14 protein-coding genes are annotated in these 13,964 nt (G+C 62.5%); 10 read left to right on the top strand and 4 right to left on the bottom strand.

Annotation, left to right across the window (positions count from 1 at the left end; genetic code table 11):
* Nucleotides 1-181: 181 nt before the first annotated feature.
* The 3 genes from trpS (at nucleotide 182) to MHK09_RS03875 (ending at nucleotide 3,377) form a co-directional block, all read left to right on the top strand.
* Nucleotides 182-1,207, top strand: a complete 1,026-nt coding sequence (trpS, locus tag MHK09_RS03885) for a tryptophan--tRNA ligase (protein ID WP_250408800.1) — start codon at nucleotides 182-184, stop codon at nucleotides 1,205-1,207.
* Between the two features lie 102 nt (nucleotides 1,208-1,309).
* A complete protein-coding gene (locus MHK09_RS03880) occupies nucleotides 1,310-2,389 on the top strand; it encodes a YhjD/YihY/BrkB family envelope integrity protein (protein ID WP_005322616.1) in 1,080 nt (359 codons plus the stop codon).
* 55 nt (nucleotides 2,390-2,444) lie between these two features.
* Entirely contained in the window at nucleotides 2,445-3,377 is a 933-nt protein-coding gene (locus tag MHK09_RS03875) for an RDD family protein (RefSeq protein ID WP_005322615.1), read from the top strand.
* Here the strand turns inward: MHK09_RS03875 and MHK09_RS03870 are convergent.
* Nucleotides 3,340-4,545, bottom strand: a complete 1,206-nt coding sequence (locus MHK09_RS03870; RefSeq protein WP_005322614.1) for a D-alanyl-D-alanine carboxypeptidase family protein — start codon at nucleotides 4,543-4,545, stop codon at nucleotides 3,340-3,342. The genes MHK09_RS03875 and MHK09_RS03870 overlap by 38 nt on opposite strands.
* Before the next feature lie 39 nt (nucleotides 4,546-4,584).
* On the opposite strand from MHK09_RS03870, the gene MHK09_RS03865 reads away from it, so the two are divergent.
* Genes MHK09_RS03865 through MHK09_RS03855 form a run of 3 tightly spaced genes read left to right on the top strand, consistent with a single transcriptional unit; the run spans nucleotide 4,585 to nucleotide 7,196 of the window.
* On the top strand, nucleotides 4,585-5,475 hold the full coding sequence (locus tag MHK09_RS03865; protein ID WP_436232100.1) for an adenosine deaminase: 891 nt from the start codon (nucleotides 4,585-4,587) through the stop codon (nucleotides 5,473-5,475).
* 11 nt (nucleotides 5,476-5,486) lie between these two features.
* On the top strand, nucleotides 5,487-6,164 hold the full coding sequence (locus MHK09_RS03860; protein WP_250412701.1) for a type 1 glutamine amidotransferase domain-containing protein: 678 nt from the start codon (nucleotides 5,487-5,489) through the stop codon (nucleotides 6,162-6,164).
* A complete protein-coding gene (locus tag MHK09_RS03855) occupies nucleotides 6,165-7,196 on the top strand; it encodes an alpha/beta hydrolase (RefSeq protein WP_250412700.1) in 1,032 nt (343 codons plus the stop codon).
* A gap of 334 nt (nucleotides 7,197-7,530) precedes the next feature.
* On the opposite strand, the gene MHK09_RS03850 is transcribed toward MHK09_RS03855, so the two are convergent.
* The 3 genes from MHK09_RS03850 to MHK09_RS03840 are packed head-to-tail and all read right to left on the bottom strand — an operon-like array spanning nucleotide 7,531 to nucleotide 10,044.
* Nucleotides 7,531-8,769, bottom strand: coding sequence for a SatS C-terminal domain-containing protein (locus MHK09_RS03850; RefSeq protein WP_005326765.1), 1,239 nt, complete (start codon nucleotides 8,767-8,769; stop codon nucleotides 7,531-7,533).
* A gap of 51 nt (nucleotides 8,770-8,820) precedes the next feature.
* Nucleotides 8,821-9,765, bottom strand: a complete 945-nt coding sequence (locus MHK09_RS03845) for a C40 family peptidase (RefSeq protein ID WP_250408807.1) — start codon at nucleotides 9,763-9,765, stop codon at nucleotides 8,821-8,823.
* Nucleotides 9,766-10,044 carry a hypothetical protein gene (locus MHK09_RS03840; protein ID WP_005322591.1) on the bottom strand — a complete coding sequence of 93 codons (279 nt, stop codon included), beginning with the start codon at nucleotides 10,042-10,044 and terminating at the stop codon, nucleotides 9,766-9,768.
* A 57-nt stretch (nucleotides 10,045-10,101) separates the two neighbouring features.
* Between MHK09_RS03840 and upp the strand changes: the two genes are divergently transcribed.
* The 4 genes from upp (at nucleotide 10,102) to MHK09_RS03820 (ending at nucleotide 13,941) form a co-directional block, all read left to right on the top strand.
* Nucleotides 10,102-10,737 carry a uracil phosphoribosyltransferase gene (gene upp, locus MHK09_RS03835; RefSeq protein ID WP_034667911.1) on the top strand — a complete coding sequence of 212 codons (636 nt, stop codon included), beginning with the start codon at nucleotides 10,102-10,104 and terminating at the stop codon, nucleotides 10,735-10,737.
* Nucleotides 10,738-10,784: 47 nt separating this feature from the next.
* Nucleotides 10,785-11,159 carry a helix-turn-helix domain-containing protein gene (locus MHK09_RS03830; protein ID WP_250412699.1) on the top strand — a complete coding sequence of 125 codons (375 nt, stop codon included), beginning with the start codon at nucleotides 10,785-10,787 and terminating at the stop codon, nucleotides 11,157-11,159.
* Between the two features lie 93 nt (nucleotides 11,160-11,252).
* Nucleotides 11,253-12,443: a M20 family metallopeptidase gene (locus MHK09_RS03825; RefSeq protein WP_250412698.1), complete on the top strand. Its 1,191-nt coding sequence runs from the start codon at nucleotides 11,253-11,255 to the stop codon at nucleotides 12,441-12,443.
* A 70-nt stretch (nucleotides 12,444-12,513) separates the two neighbouring features.
* Complete coding sequence (locus MHK09_RS03820; RefSeq protein ID WP_200435830.1) at nucleotides 12,514-13,941, top strand: NAD(P)H-quinone dehydrogenase; 1,428 nt, start codon at nucleotides 12,514-12,516, stop codon at nucleotides 13,939-13,941.
* The last annotated feature ends 23 nt before the right edge of the window (nucleotides 13,942-13,964 follow it).

Raw genomic sequence — 13,964 nt, 5'->3', positions numbered from 1 at the left:
TGAACTACCAGCCCGAACCAACGACGCAAACCGCGCCACAACAGCAGAATCCGGAACCCATTTCGACTCCACACAATCACCTAACCCATGTCAGGTGTTTCCACGACCGCTAGAAATCAAGAGGCGGCGCCGGGGAAGGATGTGAACCGCGCGGCGAGGCTAGGGGGTAGGATAAGGCACCATGACTGCAGACAATTCCACCGTTTCCCGTGTCCTGTCCGGTATCCAACCCACCGCTGATTCCTATCACCTGGGTAATTACCTGGGAGCGCTGAAGCAGTGGATTGACCTGCAGGACGGCTATGACGCCTTCTACTTCATTCCTGACCTGCACGCGATCACCGTGGAGCAAAATCCGGAGGAGCTGCGCAACCGCACCATCGCGGGTGCCGCACAGCTCATTGCCTTGGGCATTGATCCGGAAAAGTCCACGCTCTTCGTGCAGTCGCACGTGCCCGCCCACGCGGAGCTGACCTGGGTACTGCAGTGCCTTACCGGTTTTGGCGAGGCCTCCCGTATGACCCAGTTCAAGGATAAGTCCGCCAAGCAGGGCTCGGATCGCACCTCGGTGGGCCTATTTACCTACCCGGTTCTCATGGCCTCCGATATCTTGCTCTACTCGCCGGATTATGTGCCGGTGGGCGAGGACCAGCGCCAGCACCTGGAGCTGACCCGCAACCTGGCCGAGCGTTTCAACAATAAGTATGGCGAGACCTTCAAGGTGCCGGAGCCATTCATCCCAGAGGGTGCGGCAAAGATTTATGACCTACAAGAGCCGACGTCCAAGATGTCTAAGTCCGGCGCCAACCCGAAGGGCCTGGTCAACCTGCTCGATGCGCCGAAGACCTCGGCTAAGCGCATCAAGTCCGCCGTGACGGATGACTTGGGCTCGGTGGCCTTCGACCGCGATAACCAGCCGGGTGTGTCCAACCTGCTGGTCATCCAGTCTGCGCTCACCGGTGAATCCATCGATTCCTTGGTGGAAAAGTACGCCGGCCAGGGCTACGGCCACCTCAAGGTCGATACCGCCGACGCGCTGCAGGAATTTACCACTCCGCTCAAGGCGCGCTATGACGAGTTGATGGCGGACCGCGGCGAGCTCGAGCGCATCCTGGCGCAGGGCGCGGAGACGGCACAGGAGATTGCCCAGCCGCTTGTCGACGCCGTCTATGAAAAGGTCGGCTTCCTTCCCCGCCTGCGCAAGTAGCAAGCAGCCGCTTCCCCCGCACCCCACCCCACAAAGGGACAAGTGGGCATCTGCCAGTTACTCTAGGTGAGATAAAAACTGTGCGAGCAAGAAGGGAAGCACGTGCCTACCACCACGCAATCCTCCTCGAAGAAGACGGACCACTACGGCATCGAACGCGCCAATGCCGACGATCCCGGTGCGGTAGATAAAATCCGCTCCAAGTCCGGATTCGTTGACCACCTCATGCGCATGAACGAGCGCTACGGTGCCGAAGGCGGCAACCAGTTTGCCGCCGGCATCACCTATTATTCGGTGCTCTCCATCTTCCCGCTTGCCATGCTGGTCGTGGCCACCGTCGCCGCCGTCTTGGCTAACCGCGAGGACCTGCTCAATGATCTGCAATCCCATATCACCAGTTCTATCGATGGCGATATGGGAGATACGGTCAATGAGATCTTGGATACCGCCATTGACCAACGCGGCGCCATGTTCGGTATCGGTGGTTTGACCACCCTGTGGTCCGGCCTAGGCTGGATGAACAACCTGCGCATCGGTATCTCGGCCATGTGGGGCATCGATGCCAACGAGGGCGGTTCCTTCTTGAAGAAGAAGTTGTCTGACCTGGTGGGCCTCATTGGCCTTATCGTGGCGTTCCTCATCGCCTTTGGCGTGACCGCTGCCGGGTCCTCCGGCCTTACCCAGAAGATCTTTGAGCGCGTAGGAATCGAGTCCTTCCCGGGCATGGACTCGGTTATTTTCTTTGTCGGCTTGGCAGTGGGCCTTCTGGCCAACCTCATCGTCATGTGGTGGCTGATTATGATCCTGCCGCGCACCAAGGTGCCGAAGAAGTCCGGCCTTATCGGCGCGGCCATCGGTGCCGTGGCTTTTGAGCTGCTCAAGCAGCTGTCCACGCTCATTATGTCCTCTGCTACCGGCAGCCCTGCCGGCGCGGTCTTCGGCCCAGTCATCGTGCTCATGGTGGTCATGTATCTGATTTGGCGCGTGGTGCTCTACATCTCCGCGTGGACCGCCACCACCGCCGAGTCCCTGAAGTACGCTCACCCGCCGGTCCCAGAGCCAGCCGTTATTCGCGTCCGCAACGAGGTCAAGGAAGGCGCGCCTGCAGGTGCGACCTTCGGCGTCGGTGCCGCATTGGGTGCTGCGGCCGTGGGCGCATGGAGCTTGTTGCGCCGTAAGTAAATCTCCCCCTTAGGGGTGAGGACGCAGCGGTCGTTTAGCTTTAGGATGAATCATTATGAACGCCAATGACATCGCACCGAATCTTTATGAAGAATGGGGACTAGACCGCCGCGATGGCGAGCGGGAACTCTTAGTCTTACTGGAGTCCAAGGATTTATCGCTAGAGCAGCAAGGCCAAGACATTGAAGATCCGCGGCGCGCGCAGCTGCGCATCGCTGCCAGCGTCTTGGGCTCTGCTGCCAAGCGGGCGGAATACGATAAGGCGTGCGCGGCGGGAGTGCGCCCCACCTGGGGAGACCTAGGGCAGCTGGGCGCGGTAGGACAGTGGAACCCGCGGCCACAGCAGTCCCAGCAGCAGGCTCAGTCTTTCCAGCCCGGTCAGGCGGCGGCGCCAGGCCGTCATGCTCAGCAAGAACCACGATCTGCGCAGACCGCGAGCCCCTATGGGTCGCCCTATTCGCGTAATCCCTTTGCCCCGCAGCACAATCCATTCCCGCCGGCAACGGCGAACGCGGCCGTCCCCGCACCGCTGCTACAACACCCAGCGCCTGAAATTAGCCAGCGCGCCGGTCAAGATGCGCGCATCGGCATGGCCATTTTGGACCTATTCTTTTTCTCACTCATCAGCGGTAGCTTCGGCGTCGCGCTGCTCTCCGGCGGTGTGGATGAGCTTTCGACGTTCATTGGCGGCGTCATCATCTTGCTGCTCTACACCTTGGGCACCGAGTGTTGGCTCGGCGCCAGCCCGGCCAAGCTGCTGATGGGCTACACGGTGCGCGACGTCGACACCAAAGAGCGGCTCACCCTTACCCAGTCCGCTAAGCGCCAGTGGTGGCGCCTAGTCAATATCGTGCCGGGCCCCGGTACGTTCGCCAGCTGGGTGGGCGCCGGCGTGCACGCCTGCACTATTTCGGAGAAGAATAATCGCCGCGGCACCCACGATGAGTGGGCTAACGCCGAAGTAGTGAAAAAGCACCCACGCAAATAGCCAGCAGCACTACGACGCCGGCGATAACCCAGCCGAGCCAGCCCTGCACTCCGGCCAAGGAGGAGTTCGCGGATTGCGCCTGGGTATCGGGTGCCGTGGTGGCTGCAGGGGACGCAGGGGAGTTGGCGTCGGAATGGGCGTCGGCAAGCAACTGCCCTACGCCATCACCGGGATGCACCTTGTAGGCCTCGTGCAGCAGCTTTTGGGCCTGCTCCCACGCGCGCGGGCCGTGCTCCACGGTGGTATCGAGCAGCACCGCCTGCAGCCGCCGGCCATGGCGGTCGAGCGCGCCGACGAAGGTATGGTGCGCGTCATCGGTAAAGCCCGTCTTGCCACCAATGCCATCCGGATCATTGAGGAAGAGCCCGTTATCGTTGCCTAATTGGTAACCGTCAAGGTCGCCCCAGCCGGGAAAATCCACGGACTCCGTATCCACAATCCGCGCGAAGGTCGGGTTATGGAAGGCCGCGCGGTAAATGCGGGAAATATCCTCGGCCGAGGTAGACATGCCCGGGGCATCGAGCCCAGAGTAGCTGGCCGCGTAGGTGGAATTTGTGCCGATCTCGGCCGCCTTGTCATTGACCTTGCGCAGCGTGGCCTCGTCGCCGCCCAATTCCTGTGCCAGCGCGTGCGCGGCATCGTTGCCAGAGGCCATGAGCAAGCCCTGCAAAAGCTGTTCCACCGTGTACGTGCCGCCTGGGCCGATGCCGACCGCTGAGCCGTCAATCTGTGCCGATTCTTCGCCCACCTCGACCTTCTGGTGCAGATCCAGTTCGTCGATAACCACCAGCGCCAGCAGTGCCTTGATGATGGAGGCCGGCCGGTAGCGGCCGTTAGGGTCCTTCATCGCGATGATTTCGCCGGAATCGATATCGGAGACCATCCAGGCCGCGGCCACCACATCCTTATCCACCTTGAACCCTTCGGGCAGCGTGGTGCCACAAGCCTCATCGCTCTCCACCGGCGGCAGCGGGGTGGGGGAGGCCTGCCCAGGAGCGAGGCGCTCCGAGGTAGTGGTGGCCTTTTCCGGGCGCTCGGCGTGCGGGCACTTATCGGTATTCGGGGCAGCGGTACGCGTGGTGGTCGGAGTTTCCGGCTCTTCCGCCAGCGCGAGCGGTGCGCCGCTGAGCAGGACGGTAACGAGGGAACTAGCGATAATTCTTTTCATGACATGACACATCTTAGGCCCGTGCCTACGATGGGACGCATGCATGACGCGCCTTTGATTAGCCCTGAAAACAAGGACTCCGCCGCCGACGTAGTGGCCAAGCTGCCTAAGGTCTCCCTCTTTGAGCCCATTACCTCCACGGCCGCTACGCCGGAGGAACTTACCGCGACCATCCGCGAGCGCTACGAAGCCCTAGCCGCAGACGGCGTGGTCTACGCGGAATTGCACCTGGATCCAGCAGCGATTGGCCTAGACGCTGCCGCGGTTGTTGAAGCCGCCGGTGCAGCCCGCATTCCTTCCCTCGACTCCCGCATCGTCCTGGCCGGCACGGTCCCTGAGGCAGCAGTGCCTGACGACGCCCCCGTGGTGGGCTACAACCTGCCGCAGAACCAGGCGGGCGCGGCCGCAGACTTCCGCGCCGCCTACCTGCCCACCCAGATTCACGTGGGCGAGGACTTCACGGAAGTTGAGCGCGCCGCCCAGGCCGGCGTGAACCGCCTTATCCACCCGGTGAATATGATCGATGACTTCACTGCGAATATCGAAGGCATTGTGCCGGGCAAGGCCTCTGGCTACATCCGCGACCGCCATATTCCCCTGGTCTTTACCCCACTTGAGGAAGCCGAGGAGCTGACCGACCACCCACTGCCACTGCTGCAGCAGCTGGGCTTTACCTGCACCATTTCCTCGGGCGAGACCACCTTGACCAAGCAGTTCCTCGCGCTGAGTGAGACCTTTGGCTATGGGTTGGAGGAATTTTTCGATCTCACCGTCAAAGCGGTGGAGAATTCCTTCGCTGACCAGGAATTACGGCAGCATCTGCTAGAAACGGTTATCCTGCCAGCATACGAGGAACTTTCAGACCCCGAGCTGGCAGGCCCAGACACTGAAGAGTCTTTGGCAGACGCCGCTGAAGAAACTACTGACTAAAGGAGAATTACATGCCTTCCGTACTTTTTGTTGTTACCGCCGCTGAGGAATGGACCCTGGCCGATGGCACCAAGCGCCCGACCGGTTACTGGGCCGAGGAGCTTATTGCCCCGCACCGCGTCTTCCAGGGCGCGGGCTGGGATATCCACTTCGCCACCCCGGGTGCGAAGGCTCCCGTCGTAGACGAGTACAGCCTGGAGGTACTGCCCGATAACGTGCGCATGGCGCAGGAGAATTACCTGGCAGAGTTGGGCGTGGCGCTAGAGAACCCGATGAACCTGGCCGATGTCAATGAGGAAGACTATGACCTCATCTTCTACCCAGGCGGCCATGGCCCGATGGAGGATCTGGCCTATGACAAGGATTCCGCTAAGCTGCTGCAGGCTCGCATGGATTCTGGCCGCAAGCTTGCCTTGCTCTGCCACGCCCCGGCAGCGATGCTGGCCGTAGATAACGAGAACTGGCCGTTCAAGGGCTACAAGATGACCGCCTTCAGCAACGCTGAGGAAGGCGAGGACGTCATCGCCGCCGCTAAGTGGGCGCTGGAGACCCGCCTGCGCGAGCTCGGCGCGGATTACCAGGAGACCGATCCGATGTCCCCGAACGTCATCGTGGATCGCAACCTGTACACCGGCCAGAACCCGGCTTCCTCTGAGCCGCTGGCACAGCGTATCCTGCGTGATTTCTAAATGCGCGTTTCGCGAGTATTCAAGGCCGGGGCTGCCCTGACCGGTGTGGTCGGGGCAGCGGGCATGGCGGCGTATGCACTCAGCCGCCGGCCGTACCTGCGCGAGGTGGCACCGGGGCTGCGCAGCCCGATTTTGTACCTGCCTATGCACCTGCTTGCCGACGCCACCTTTGCCCACGCCAGCCGCTTCTTTGCCAGCATCGACTTTTCCCGTCCGGTGCGGCACGCGGTGGATATTACGGAGTTCTCCGCTTCCTTCGATGGCCACGCCTTTAGCGCCCGCGTGCTTACCCCACGCGGCGATTCCCAGGGCACAGCCACCGCTGGGCCGCGCCCCGTGGTGGTGTGGACGCATGGTGGCGGCCATCTCATCGGTGGCCCGGCCATGTATGACCCGCAAAATGCCCGCATGGCGGCAGAGCTCGGCGCCATCGTGGTGGCCCCGCGCTACCACAAATCCACCCAGGAGCCGTTCCCCGCGGACCATGATGAGTGCTACGCCGCGCTGCGCTGGGTGCAAGAACACGGCGATAAGTTGGGCGGGGATTCCTCGCGCATCGCGGTCGCCGGCGATAGCGCCGGCGGCGGCCTTGCCGCGGGCTTGGTGCAGCGTGCCTTTGATGAGGGCCATCCGGTTCGCGCGCTCGGCTTGGTCTATCCCATGCTGGATCACCGCACCACGGATAAGTCCGGTGCGGTGGGCCAATTCATCTGGACGGCGGGCCCGAACCGCGGCGCGTGGTCCATGTACCTGGGAGACGACCACCTGGATGTTGACCTGCCGCCCTATGCTTCGCCGGCCACGCGCAGTGATCTTTCCGGCCTGCCGCCCACGTGGATCGGGGTGGGCGGCATCGACCTTTTCTGCGATGAATCCGTGGCCTTTGCCCAAGCCCTCGACGCAGCCGGCGTGGACACCACCCTCGACGTGTGGGCCGGCGCCTATCACGGCTTTGACCAGATTAAACCCAAGGCGCCGCAATCGCGCGAGCTTATCGACGCCCTCATTGACCACCTTCGCCGCCACCTCTAAAGTCACGTACTAAGGGAGGACGAGCGATGAAATACAACACGCACGTGTCGTGGGTCGTAACTTTCATCAGCCTTATTGTGCTCGGCCTGATTCTGGGCGGGGTCTTTGGGATAGGAACCCTGGGCCGATCCATTGTTGGCCTCAGCGCCTTTGTCGTGTGGCTGATTTTCGACAAATACATGCGCGACCGGACCCGGAGCCGACGCTAGGAGCAAGAAGCAGCGGGCGATTAAACGCAAAAGCCGCCCCGCTCCGCCCAGCTGCTGTGCAGCGGGGCAAAGGCGCGGGGCGGCGGATGCCACGCGCGGCCGGGGCCGCGCGACCTGGTACGGGTTTAGAACTTGGAGAAGCGCTTGATGAGCATATCTTCCAAGCCCTTCCAGGACTCAGCGTGCTCGTTATATGGCTTGGACGGTACGTAGCCGGCGTGCTCGGTGGAGCCGAGCATGTAGCCCAAGTAGTCCTGCAGGCGCGGGTGAGCCAGCATATAAGAGTTAATGGAATCGTCGCCTGCCCAGTCAGCGGCATCGGCGCATACCTCATAGCAGCGCGCCATCTGATCGGAATCGACGGCCTCTGGGCCCTTTTCGATATCGCGCACGATGCCGTTGAAGGAGTACTGGTTATCCGGGTGGACCTGAATTTCTAGCTCGCCGGCATTAGCGGCGGCGACAACCTCTTCCCAGGTGGATACGCGGGCTAGGTCGTGGTCATCGTTGTCCATGATCCAGCGCACGAGGGTCTTCGGGGAATCGAAGGTGAAAATCTCGCCCCACTTGCCCAAGAAGATGGGCTTGCCGTCCAGGTAGGTGCGCAGGGTGTAGACGGACTTGGACTGCGCGGTGATCTTGATGGGATCGATGCCGGCGGCGGCCCACGGGGAGTTATCGTACGGGTCAGCGGCCTCGGCGGCAGCCTTGCGCTTTTCCTCGGCTTCCTTGGCCGCTGCAGCGGAGGCGGCAGCAGCAGAAGAGATGCGCTCCTTGGCATCGGAGACCTTGGCCGCATCAAAGTCATCGCTGGAGACCACGCGGACGTGCTCATCCAGGTCCTCGATGACCTTCTTCCAGTTGCCGGCGATGACGTGGCCCACGCCGGACCACTCGCTCATGCCCTGTTCGCCGGAGTAGTGGTCGGCGCCGCGGGAGACGTTGCGCAGGATGGAGTGGGAGGCGAAGAAGATGGTGGTGTGCTCTGCACCGGCGACGTCGGCAAGCGCGGAGGCCATCTCCAGGTTGCGGGCCACCGTGGATACGTTCCGGTGGCTCGGGCGACCAGCCAGCGCCTCCGGCATGCCGATGAGGTCATACTCATCGCGCTCCGCCGGGGTAACGCGGTCCGCATCGCGGCCGGCAAACTGGTCCCAGTGCGGGTGGTCCAGCAAATCATGCTTAGTGCCAGACTCCACGAAGCACAGCAGCTCGGCGGGTGAGTTAAAGGCTAGGACGGCCTCGTCATCGCCCAGAAAGGCCTGCCACTCGGAGCCATGTTGGCGCCACTTGGGTGCCCAGAGGGTATAAAAATCGCCCTCGGTCAGCGAGAGCTTTACAGGTACAATTGCGCGGGTGCTCATGGCGTTTTAGTCTACCCAACGCCCTAAGCAGCGCGCGAGGCCGCACCGGCCTTAGGCCGTGGGCCGCCAAAAGCCTTTGAATTGCATACCCATATTTGTGGTGCGCAGCGGGTTGGTTTGCACCGGGTCTCCGGCCTCCACGATTTCGCCATTGCCGGAATACATTGCCACGTGCCCATCCCATACCACCAGGTCACCGGGCTGCAATTGATCCGCGCTAACCTGCTGACCAACCGTCTGCTGGTCCGCCGTGCGGGGCAAGTCCACTCCGGCCTGTGAATAAGCCCATTGGGTAAGGCCCGAGCAATCAAAGCCACCGTTTCCGGTGCCGCCCCATACGTAGGGCTGGCCCACTTGGCTCTTCGCCGCGGCGACCGCGGCCTGCCCGGCGGCCGAACCGCCCTCGGCAGAAGGCTTTGGTGCGGGCGGGGGAGAAGATACCTCGTGTGCGGTGGCGTCGGCGCCAGCATCAGCGCCCGCGGCGGATTGTTCTGGAAGAGCGGTGGAGTGCTGGGCGCCGGTGGGGCTTACGGGGGCGTCGGCAAGCGCGGAGTGCACCGGCCGCTGCGCTACCGGCTGCAAGGACTGAGCGGCCGCGCTGAGATCACCCATCAGGCGCTGCACGCGGGCAGTGGCCATACCCAGGTGCTGGGAGATAAGCGCGCGAAGCTGAGCCAGAGCGGCGGCACGCGCCGATGGATCCAGCGATAGGAAACCCAGCGCGGTGGGCAGGGCCTGGCGCACCAGCTGCGTGGCGATGCCCACCAGATCCCGGATGGTGCCCGCCACCAAGGTGCGGGCCTGTCCGAGCGCGGCAGAGATGGTTGCATTATCGAGATCGATATTTTTCGCCGATTCGAGTAGGGGAGCGGGATTGCCGTGGGCGATAGCGGCCAAAGGCTCGGCAGCGGAAAGATCCGGCACGCGGGGAAGCTCAACCTCCGGAAGCTGCGCCGGTTGCATGGTGGCAATCTGCTTGAGCGCGGTATCGAGCATCTACATCGCCGCCCCAAGGTGCTGGCCTAGCGAGGCATCGGTGTCTTCTGCCTCGCGCGACATCTGGAAACCGGAGTGGGCAACCTGTCCCATATCGTTGCGCAGCACGCTCATGCGCGCGCCCACATTATCGAGCGCGGCATGCACCGCCTCATTGAAAGCGGTGAATGCGGAATCTTCAGGCAAAACGGGGTGGGGCGGATTCTCCCCTTGGGACTGGGCGTGCAGGTCGCGGGCGAGGTGGCGGGCATAGTCAGTATCGATCGTGAAAGGTCTCATGCCCTATTGGACTGCCCGATGGCCCATTTGGTTCCCAAAAAGTTTAAAGTGGTGGTCATGGACATCCACGTAGTAGACCACCCGCTTGCCGCCTCCCGCCTTACCCTCATGCGCGATGCGCGCAGCGATAACTCCGCGTTCCGCGCCGCCCTGAAAGACTTGGGCGCCATGCTTGTCTATGAAGCATCTCGCGACCTTGCCGTGGAGAACTTCGACTGCGCTACCCCGGTTTCTACCGCACAGGGCACCCGCCTGCAGGACCCGCCTATCATCGTGCCGATCATCCGCGCCGGGCTGGGCATGGTGGACCCGGCCCTGTCTATGATTCCGGATGCACAGGTCGGCTTCATTGGCATGGCGCGCAACGAAGAGACGCACGAGCCAGTGCCATACCTGGAGGCACTGCCGGAGGACCTGACCGGCCGCACGGTGTTCGTGGTGGATCCGATGCTGGCCACCGGTGGTTCCCTGCTGCACGCATTGCGCCTGCTTGCCGATCGTGGCGCCACCGATATCACCGCCATCTGCATGGTCTCGGCGCAGCCGGGTGTGGATGCGCTGGCTGACTCCGATCTGCCGGTGCGCCTAGTCACCGCCGCTATCGATCCTTCGCTCAACGAGGATGCTTATATCGTGCCGGGCTTGGGCGATGCCGGCGACCGCCTCTACGGTCCGCGCAATATCGACCTTTAAGGTAATCTTCTCCCTGGAAAGGCGACCGCACTTTCCAGGGGGAGAATATGAGTTTCATTCATCTAATGTGGTCGAGCTACGGCCACGGATTTTCGCAACAATTGCGGCGGGTGCGACAGCGTCGGGGGATTTCGCAGCAGGCGCTGGCGGAGATTTCTGGGGTCTCGCGCAGCCAAATTTCCAATCTGGAGCGCAACGAAAATGGCGTGCACGCCATGGCCGATCCGCAGCTGTCTACGGTATATAAGCTGGCCTTGGCCCTAGAAATCCCGCCGGCGGTACTGCTGCCGGCCGGCGGGGACGTGGTGGAAGGGCATTTGACCGATTCCGCGGTGGCCGTTGCCGAGGACGTCGCGCCCTTCCCGCAAGGCTATGTGGACCGGCGTCGGTTTGCCGCCACCTGGAATGGTGCCTTGAGCTAGCGCACCCCGCATCACCACCTGAGTTACTGAACCGCATGGTCTAGTTGTAGACTTTGCACCCAGACGTATTTCAACGACAGGGAAGGCACGCGGATGATCTCGGAATTCATCAACGAGTGGTTCAATGCCCACCGTGCGGAGGTCATCGCGTGGCGGCGCCATATCCACCGCCACCCGGAAACCGCGAACCAAGAGGTGGAGACCACCAACTTCCTGGCCACCGTCTTGCAGGACTATGGCTTGGAGCCACAGCGCTTCCCACAGACCGGCCTCATGGTGGACATCGGCCCCGATACGGAGCTAGGCCGGCTGGCCTTCCGTGCCGATATCGACGCCCTGCCGGTCACCGAGGTCACCGGCCTGGAATATACCTCTGAGGTTCCCGGCAAAATGCATGCCTGCGGCCACGATGTGCACACCACCGTGGCGCTCGGCCTGGCCTGTGCGTTGGCGGATTTTCAGCGCGTCCACGACCTGCCGCTGGGCATTCGCGTCATCTTCCAGCCGGCCGAAGAGGTATGGGTCGGCGGTGCGACCGACGTCATTGAATGGGGCGCGCTGGAGGGAGTGCATTCCATTTTTGCCATCCACGCCGAGCCCAAGCTGCGCGTGGGGCGCATCGGTATCCGCGCCGGGGCGATCACTTCTGCTACCGACGTGGTGGAGCTTAATATCAAGGGCCCAGGCGGGCATACCTCCCGGCCGCATCTGTCGGCCGACGTTGTCTATGCCTTGGGCAAGGTGATTACCGAACTGCCCGCGCTGCTCTCGCGCCGCGTTGACCCGCGCACCGGCACCGTTTTGGTCTTTGGCCAGGTCAATTCCGGCTATGCCCCGAACGCCATTCCGGAGACCGGTAGCCTAACCGGCACCATGCGCACGGCCGATATTGGCATCTGGCGCGATATGCAAAGCCTCTTTACCGAGCTGGTCGAACAGATCCTCGCGCCGGTGGGCGTAGAGCATGAGCTGACCTACAACCGGGGTGTGCCCCCTGTGCTTAACGACGACGTCGCCACCGCCCTGCTTGCCTCCGCCGCCCAATCCATCGACCCGCAGGCCGTCGTGCAAGCCCCGCAGTCCTCCGGCGGCGAGGACTTTTCCTGGTACCTAGAAAAGGTCCCAGGTTCCATGGCACGGCTTGGCTGCTGGTCCGGCGAGGGCGAGCAGCATGACCTGCACATGGGCGATCTTATCGTGGACGAGCGGGCCATTGGCGTGGGCATCAAGCTCTTCGGTGCGGTGGTTGAGCAGTTCATAGGGGAGAATGCGGAGACAAACTAACGCGCTGAAAGGTTCTACACGTTAAACTCGTAGGCGACTTTTAAAGTGGAGCCGATAAAGGAGCAAGTGCGTGTTGAACCAGACCAAGCGAATCGTCATCATCGGCGGTGGCCCAGCAGGCTATGAGGCCGCGTTGGCAGGCGCCAAATATGGTGCAGAAATCACCATTATTGAAGACCAAGGCATGGGTGGTAACAGCGTTATCTTGGACTGCGTTCCCTCCAAGTCCTTTATCGCTGGCGCCAATATTAAGACCGACCTGCGCCGCGCCGAGGATATGAAGCTCAACGAGGGCATTGGCCAAGCCGACCTATCGCTCACCGCGCTGAATAAGCGTGTGCTGGACCTGGCAAGCAAGCAGTCTTCCGATATTCGCGCCACCGTGGAATCCTTGGGCGCCCGCGTTATCGATGGCCGCGGCTACTTCCCAGAGGATCAGGAAGCCGATGCCTTCGGCGGCCATAAGGTCACTGCCGTATTCAACGAGGACGGCCACGAAGAAACCATTAACGCAGACCTCGTCTTGGTAGCTACCGGCGCCACCCCTCGCATTCTGCCGGGCGCGCAGCCAGACGGCGAGCGCATCCTCACCTGGCAGCAGGTATACAACCTCACCGAGCTTCCTGAGCACCTCATCGTCGTCGGCTCCGGCGTGACCGGCGCCGAGTTCGTCTCCGCCTTCGCTGAGCTGGGCGTGAAGGTCACCATGGTTGCTTCCCGTGACCGCATTTTGCCGCATGACGACGCCGACGCGGCCGACGTCCTCGAGACCGTGCTGAGCGAGCGCGGTGTGGAACTGGAAAAGAACTGCCGCGTGGAAACCGTCAACCGCACCGAGGACGGCAACGTCCTAGTCACCACGCAGGACGGCCGCGAAATCACCGGCTCCCACGTCATCATGTCCATCGGCTCCATCCCGAATACCCAGGACCTCAAGCTGGAGAATGTCGGCGTGGAAACCGCCAAGTCCGGCCACATTCAGGTCGACCGCGTCTCCCGCACCAATATTGCCGGTATCTACGCCGCTGGCGACTGCTCTGACCTCTTCCCGCTGGCATCTGTTGCCGCAATGCAGGGCCGCGTAGCCATGTACCACGCACTTGGCGAGGGCGTTTCCCCGCTGCGCTTGAAGACCGTGGCCAACGCCGTCTTCACCCGACCGGAAATCGCCGCCGTCGGTTTTACCCAGGCAGAGATTGAGGCCGGCGAAGTCGCCGCCCGCACCATCACCATGCCGCTTAATACCAACCCGCGCGCCAAGATGCGTTCCCTGCAGCACGGCTTTGTCAAGCTCTTCTGCCGCGCCACCTCTGGCCGCGTTATCGGCGGCGTCATCGTCGCGCCGACCGCCTCCGAGCTCATCCTGCCCATCGCCATGGCGGTGACGAACCAGCTCACCGTGAACCAGCTGGCCGATTCCTTCGCCGTATACCCGTCCCTGTCGGGCACCATCACCGAGGCTGCGCGACGCCTCGTTGCCCACGACGATTTGGAGTAAACCACACCGTTTCCGCCACTAGT

It is taken from the genome of Corynebacterium tuberculostearicum, from assembly GCF_022347235.1.
Taxonomy (GTDB): Bacteria; Actinomycetota; Actinomycetes; order Mycobacteriales; family Mycobacteriaceae; genus Corynebacterium; species Corynebacterium tuberculostearicum_F.
Note: the sequence above shows the minus strand (reverse complement) of the source record. Positions and strands in the feature narration are given on the sequence as shown.

What these genes read in the sequence shown, in the direction of transcription:
- trpS (WP_250408800.1), top strand. Translation starts at nt 182, where the DNA reads ATGACTGCAGACAATTCCACCGTTTCCCGTGTCCTGTCCGGTATCCAA.
- MHK09_RS03875 (WP_005322615.1), top strand. Translation starts at nt 2,445, where the DNA reads ATGAACGCCAATGACATCGCACCGAATCTTTATGAAGAATGGGGACTA.
- MHK09_RS03870 (WP_005322614.1), bottom strand. Translation starts at nt 4,545, where the DNA reads ATGAAAAGAATTATCGCTAGTTCCCTCGTTACCGTCCTGCTCAGCGGC.
- MHK09_RS03865 (WP_436232100.1), top strand. Translation starts at nt 4,585, where the DNA reads ATGCATGACGCGCCTTTGATTAGCCCTGAAAACAAGGACTCCGCCGCC.
- MHK09_RS03860 (WP_250412701.1), top strand. Translation starts at nt 5,487, where the DNA reads ATGCCTTCCGTACTTTTTGTTGTTACCGCCGCTGAGGAATGGACCCTG.
- MHK09_RS03855 (WP_250412700.1), top strand. Translation starts at nt 6,165, where the DNA reads ATGCGCGTTTCGCGAGTATTCAAGGCCGGGGCTGCCCTGACCGGTGTG.
- MHK09_RS03850 (WP_005326765.1), bottom strand. Translation starts at nt 8,769, where the DNA reads ATGAGCACCCGCGCAATTGTACCTGTAAAGCTCTCGCTGACCGAGGGC.
- MHK09_RS03845 (WP_250408807.1), bottom strand. Translation starts at nt 9,765, where the DNA reads ATGCTCGATACCGCGCTCAAGCAGATTGCCACCATGCAACCGGCGCAG.
- MHK09_RS03840 (WP_005322591.1), bottom strand. Translation starts at nt 10,044, where the DNA reads ATGAGACCTTTCACGATCGATACTGACTATGCCCGCCACCTCGCCCGC.
- upp (WP_034667911.1), top strand. Translation starts at nt 10,102, where the DNA reads ATGGACATCCACGTAGTAGACCACCCGCTTGCCGCCTCCCGCCTTACC.
- MHK09_RS03830 (WP_250412699.1), top strand. Translation starts at nt 10,785, where the DNA reads ATGAGTTTCATTCATCTAATGTGGTCGAGCTACGGCCACGGATTTTCG.
- MHK09_RS03825 (WP_250412698.1), top strand. Translation starts at nt 11,253, where the DNA reads ATGATCTCGGAATTCATCAACGAGTGGTTCAATGCCCACCGTGCGGAG.